This window comes from Coprococcus sp. AM97-35 (genome assembly GCF_027697525.1).
Taxonomy (GTDB): Bacteria; Bacillota; Clostridia; order Lachnospirales; family Lachnospiraceae; genus Allocoprococcus; species Allocoprococcus comes.
The window spans coordinates 1-5,202 of sequence record NZ_JAQESL010000047.1 but is presented as its reverse complement, the minus strand read 5'-3'; the positions used below and the strand labels follow the sequence as shown (position 1 = coordinate 5,202).

Genomic DNA, 5,202 nt, shown 5'->3' with positions numbered 1-5,202 from the left:
GGTTAAGTCCACGATTTTTCCATTTTCTGTGATTGTAAAATCAATCGGTTTTACACCGTCAGTTAAGTAACCGTCGGGAGCTTCACTTTCAACGATACGGAAGTTTCCATAAGGTAAAAGGTCAGAAGAAGTAGAAGCGACACCCTCAAGGTCTGTATGGATTGTTTTTATCACTTCATTTTTCTTATATAACTCGCCCTCAACCAATACTGCATTATCATTTAAGGAAATGATGTCAAAGGCAGTATCTTTCAAAGTGGCACTTCCTTGTGGCTTCGTATCGCCCGTTTCTAAATCTCGTTTCTGAATTTTGACACCGCCACGGATAACCTTGTCTGATACGGAAAACTGGTTACTTCCAGATAATACGGCAAGGTCGCCGTCCTCGGTAATCTGTGTTACATATAAGCCCTTAATCTGTTCGGACTTATCGCCAGCCTGCATATATGCACCCTCTAACAAGTAGCCGTTTGGAGCTTTTGTTTCCTCAACGGTTAGTGTCCCAAGTGGAAGAACTGCCTTGCCGTCCTGCATATAGAAACTGTCGCCAGATACTTTGTATGTGTCCGCTAATTTTGTAACATAATGGATTGTACCGTCGCTGTCTGTTTCGGCGATTGTCTTTGTAACCCATGTTCTTGTAGCTTCGGCAGGGAGATTGTCTTTATTGTAGAAGCCTGCATAATACTTCCATGTAAATTCCGCACCTGCTAAAGAAGCGCTCCCTTGCGGATTGTCTTTCTGTGTTTCCATATCAATCTTGAAAAGCTCAATCAAAGTGTCCGTTAGTTTTGGCGTATCAGATACTTTCAATGTCGCTGTCTTTCCAGCTTCAACCTTTAAGGAATATACAGTTTTATCTACTTTATATCCTGCTGGTGCAGAAAGTTCCTTGATATAAACTGTGCCAGCCTTTACCTCTACAACATCTGTATTTCCGTTTTCATCAGTCGTAAGGGTAGCAAGCTGTTTCGTGCAGTCCTTATCAGAAAAGACACCATAGGTCGCACCAGCGACAGAGTAATTCCCGTTACCGTCTGTAATACTGGTATTACTGGAAGTCTTTTGCAGTTTCGCATTTCCGACATTTAATTTCGCCCAGAATTGCCCCAATTCCTGCCCCTCGCCAGAGTAGATATAACCGCCACATTCATAGCGCCCTTTGTTTTCTCTAACTAAGGCTTTTGCACCAGAGAAAACTTCGTCCTGCGTAGCCTTTGGAACTTCATCATAAGAAGCTCGCACGTTGTCGCATTGCCAGCCAAGATGTACGCTCAATCTCTGCCAGACCACACATTGTTCCAACAGATAGACTTGCTTGTAGTTCAGTTCCTTGTGAGCTTCGCCATACTGTTTGACATACTCTAAGGATAACGCCACATCTGAAATCTGGTCGGCACTCATGCGTGAGCTTGCGTCAGCTCTGGTCTTGTAGCCGTTCTTAAAATCTGTATTGATGTCAATACAATAAGCAGTTTCGCCCTCGACTTTCATATAGCCCTCATTGAATGTCGAACCGATAGAACTGTCATTCATTACTTTTTCAATGATACCGACACGCTCTGCACTTTCCGTCCAGTATTGCTTGCTTTCTGCATGAACGGGTGTAGTCGGTAAAGCAGTAACGACAGTTGCAAGAGCTAAGAAGCCCGTACACAATCGTTTTAACATCTTTTTCATAAATCTAATGCTCCTTTCATTTTGGGTATAAAAATAGACGCTCATTTCTGAACGTCTACATTATTAAAAGGCTTGTCCTCTCACACATATTCTATTTTAATAGGTACAACAGTTGCCTTTCTCCTTGTATTTTCGTTGTTTTCATCACTTGCGTTATCTACAACCCCCATGTGCTGCATCGATTAAAAAGAACACATACGATTCTCTCGCAATTACAAACGGATCACAAGGAATGAAAAGAGTAGACCTTATCGTTGCCAGATACAGTAGAGATCCAAGTACAAATGAAGAATCACTTACCTTGAAAGTAATCCAGGGAACACCAAGCGAAAACAGTCCGACTGTACCAGGTTATACAACAGGAGATATACAGTCAGGAGATCTTGTAGCAGACATGCCACTTTACCAGGTCATTCTCAATGGACTTAATATTACGGAAGTTAAGAAGTTGTTTAGTGTGCAGGGATCTATTGCTGAATTAAGTAGCAATTTATATGAAACTTATATAGATTCATCCACAAAAAGCATTTGTATACGATTCCCTAAAAATAGGATTCAAATATGTGCCGGAACAATTCACGTATATGCCTCATTGCAAAAAAATGGCACTGGGTATACGGGTGTAAGTACCAAAATAGAACAATCAACATTTCCAAAACCGTTTAAATCTTTAAGAGGTTGTACAATAACTCAAAATAGTGACGATTGGGTTATGATTCTTGGAAAAACCACAACCTTGAATGGAATCTCCCAACTTCGATTAGGATATTTTGCAGCATATACAAATAAAGCTTTTTATATGGACTATATTGCAATCGGAACATATTAGAATTATTTCCATTTTCCGATTATAAGCATATCAGCTTGTACATAACACATTCCTTGCTTTGGACTGTATGCTGTAAGCTTGTACCCGGTTGTAGTCACTTCGGTAACTCCAAGACCATACAGTTCGTTAGTCTTTGCCGGAGATACTATAATTAAAGGAGCTTCCTTGAATGCTACTGGAAAACCAACTGCAGCACTAGAAGCAAAATACCAGTTATACCAACTGGTTGCAAGATTGGTATTCCAAGTATATTTACTCCACATAACCATGTCGCCGTTGGAATATTTTGTGTAATTGTAGTTATTTTTGGTTCCGCGTTCTACGATTGAAATCAGATTACTGTTTATGATTGCAATATTATTATTTGCTTTTATCAAATCTGCTTTTACATTTAATAAATTGCTACTTAATTCAGTACGCCAGTTGATATACTGAAAGCAAAAAAAGGAGCAATGTATGGAAGCGAAAATAATGGATGTATTGCGAAGAATGCAACCGGTTTTAGATGAAATGCAATTACGTGAGCTGAAAGAAGTGCTGCAGATGACATTTACCGGATGCAGAGTAATCCAGGAAACGGACCTGCAGGTTGTAGACAGGAGCTGGGAAGTGGATCTGGAAGAGTTTCTGATGAGTAAAGCACTGGAAGGAAAAGCATCAAAGACAGTGAAGCAATATCGGTATGAACTGGTTCGGTTACTGACCTATATCAATAAGCCAGTGAAGAACATAGATTCTGGAGATATTTCTGGATTCATGCGGGCTTATAAAATGATCCGCAAGGTAGCAAACCAGACACTAAAGAATGTCCGGGCAGTGTATAGTAGCTTCTTCGGATGGCTGCGAGATCGTGACCGGATTCGGAGAAATCCGATGGTGCTGGTGGAATCTATAAAAGTAGAAAAGAAGATCCGGAAACCATATACTGATGAAGAACGGGAGCGGATGCTGCGTAAATGCAGCAGTCTTCGGGATAAAGCGTTACTAGAATTCCTATATAGCACAGCAGTCAGAGTATCGGAGCTTTCAGAAATTAACAGGGAAGATATCCGGTATGCGAATAAAGAGCTGATTGTATATGGAAAAGGAGCGAAAGAAAGGACGGTGTACATCAATGAACGAACCAACATGTACCTGAAAGAATATCTGGAAAGCAGAAAAGACAATGATCCGGCGCTATTTGTCGGAAGCAAGAAACCGAATAGCCGGCTGACGAAAACAGGAATTGAGGATATCATCCGGCGGATCGGAGAGAAGGCGGGCGTAGAAAATGCACATCCGCATCGATTCCGGAGGACGGCTCTGACAAATGCACTGAACCGCGGAATGCCTCTGCAGGAGGCTATGATATTTGCGGGACACGCAAAGTCAGAGACAACCATGCGATACTGTACGGTGAATCAGGAAGGTGTACGGTATCATCACTTTAAATATTTAAGCGCATAAGTAAATAAACTTATTTATTTACACTCGGCATTGGTCGGGTGTTTTTGTTATGCGCTTTTATATATGTAACTTTATCAACCAGTCAAAGGAGGGATTCTGAACTAAGTAGCAATTTAGTAAAAACGGCTGTGTACATGAATAATGATGCATACAATATCGCACCAAGCAACTCGGAATTTCAAGGAACTGATTTCAGTAAAAAGATTTTTGACAATATAGGACTTGTGCATAATTATGATGCTACGAATTACAAGCATACTTTTACAGTTCCGCAAGATGGTATATATCTAATTCATGCGTATATGAACTTCCAACAAGGAGTTGCAAAACAATTGAGTCTATACGCAAAATTGGAAAGAAACAATGTGGAGCAGTCAAGACAGTCTAAGCTCATAGGACCTTATAATGGTGCCGATTTTATGTTTCTAAATGAAATCAACGCTGGAGATAAAATACGGTTTACTGCTCTGCAAAACTCCGGAAGCGTTATACAGGTTTCTGGTGGATGTAGGCTAAATATTATTCGTATGGGAAAATAAAGTTATAAAAACACTGAATATTCGTACTGTAAATTCCCTGCTTATGCACCTAAAGCAGGGAGGTATAATGTACATCTTATTTTGGAAAATGGAAATAATTATGCCTTTACATATGAACAAAATCCATTTTTAACATACAAAATATGAACGAACAATGTAACCGTTGCGGTTCCGTTTCCGAAGTTGTGTCCTTCAATCCCAAACTGATTACTTGTAGAATATCTTGCAGCCGTAGATACATTTAACCAAAGATCGTAATCGCCATGAAAATTCCATGCTAAAACCTCTAACGGATAATAGCCAGGTATTGTCGGCAAGTCCCAGGCCCATCGAAAATCAGAATTAGCAGCAACCTTCAAATTTGTTTTTGTGATTTCAACATTTTTGATTATATTATTCATTGCTGTTATTTTGCTATTTAGTTCAGAATCCCTCTAAAAAGAAGAAAGGGGCAAACAGAACAATGAAAATCACATTCAATGATGGTCAGGAACTGCAGATCCAGCAGGTCACTGAGCAGACTGATGGTGCACTTCTGATCAAGACGATTTCGGCGGAAGAAGAACAGCTGAAAACATTGTTCTCTGATCAGACAACAACTAAGAGAATGTCCGTAAGTGAACGGGATGCAGATACCGTTGTGTATGAAAATTACACGAAGCTTGATGCAATCGTGAAGTACACAGCCGGCATCCTTGGTGTGCTGAT

5 protein-coding genes and 2 pseudogenes are annotated in these 5,202 nt (G+C 40.2%); 4 read left to right on the top strand and 3 right to left on the bottom strand.

What is annotated here, in order from left to right; all coding sequences use genetic code 11:
* A pseudogene (locus PG840_RS16205) lies at positions 1 to 1,680 on the bottom strand (SrtB-anchored collagen-binding adhesin); the annotation flags it as partial.
* 232 nt (positions 1,681 to 1,912) lie between these two features.
* On the opposite strand from PG840_RS16205, the gene PG840_RS16200 reads away from it, so the two are divergent.
* A complete protein-coding gene (locus tag PG840_RS16200; protein WP_270613882.1) occupies positions 1,913 to 2,509 on the top strand; it encodes a hypothetical protein in 597 nt (198 codons plus the stop codon).
* Positions 2,510 to 2,511: 2 nt separating this feature from the next.
* On the opposite strand, the gene PG840_RS16195 is transcribed toward PG840_RS16200, so the two are convergent.
* A complete protein-coding gene (locus tag PG840_RS16195) occupies positions 2,512 to 2,886 on the bottom strand; it encodes a hypothetical protein (protein WP_270613881.1) in 375 nt (124 codons plus the stop codon).
* 79 nt (positions 2,887 to 2,965) lie between these two features.
* On the opposite strand from PG840_RS16195, the gene PG840_RS16190 reads away from it, so the two are divergent.
* Positions 2,966 to 3,955 carry a tyrosine-type recombinase/integrase gene (locus PG840_RS16190; RefSeq protein WP_118199360.1) on the top strand — a complete coding sequence of 330 codons (990 nt, stop codon included), beginning with the start codon at positions 2,966 to 2,968 and terminating at the stop codon, positions 3,953 to 3,955.
* A gap of 134 nt (positions 3,956 to 4,089) precedes the next feature.
* A complete protein-coding gene (locus PG840_RS16185; RefSeq protein ID WP_270613880.1) occupies positions 4,090 to 4,494 on the top strand; it encodes a hypothetical protein in 405 nt (134 codons plus the stop codon).
* Positions 4,495 to 4,592: 98 nt separating this feature from the next.
* Here the strand turns inward: PG840_RS16185 and PG840_RS16180 are convergent, their stop codons facing one another.
* On the bottom strand, positions 4,593 to 4,895 hold the full coding sequence (locus tag PG840_RS16180) for a hypothetical protein (protein WP_175305063.1): 303 nt from the start codon (positions 4,893 to 4,895) through the stop codon (positions 4,593 to 4,595).
* Between the two features lie 62 nt (positions 4,896 to 4,957).
* On the opposite strand from PG840_RS16180, the pseudogene PG840_RS16175 reads away from it, so the two are divergent.
* Positions 4,958 to 5,202: pseudogene (locus tag PG840_RS16175) on the top strand (hypothetical protein); the annotation flags it as partial.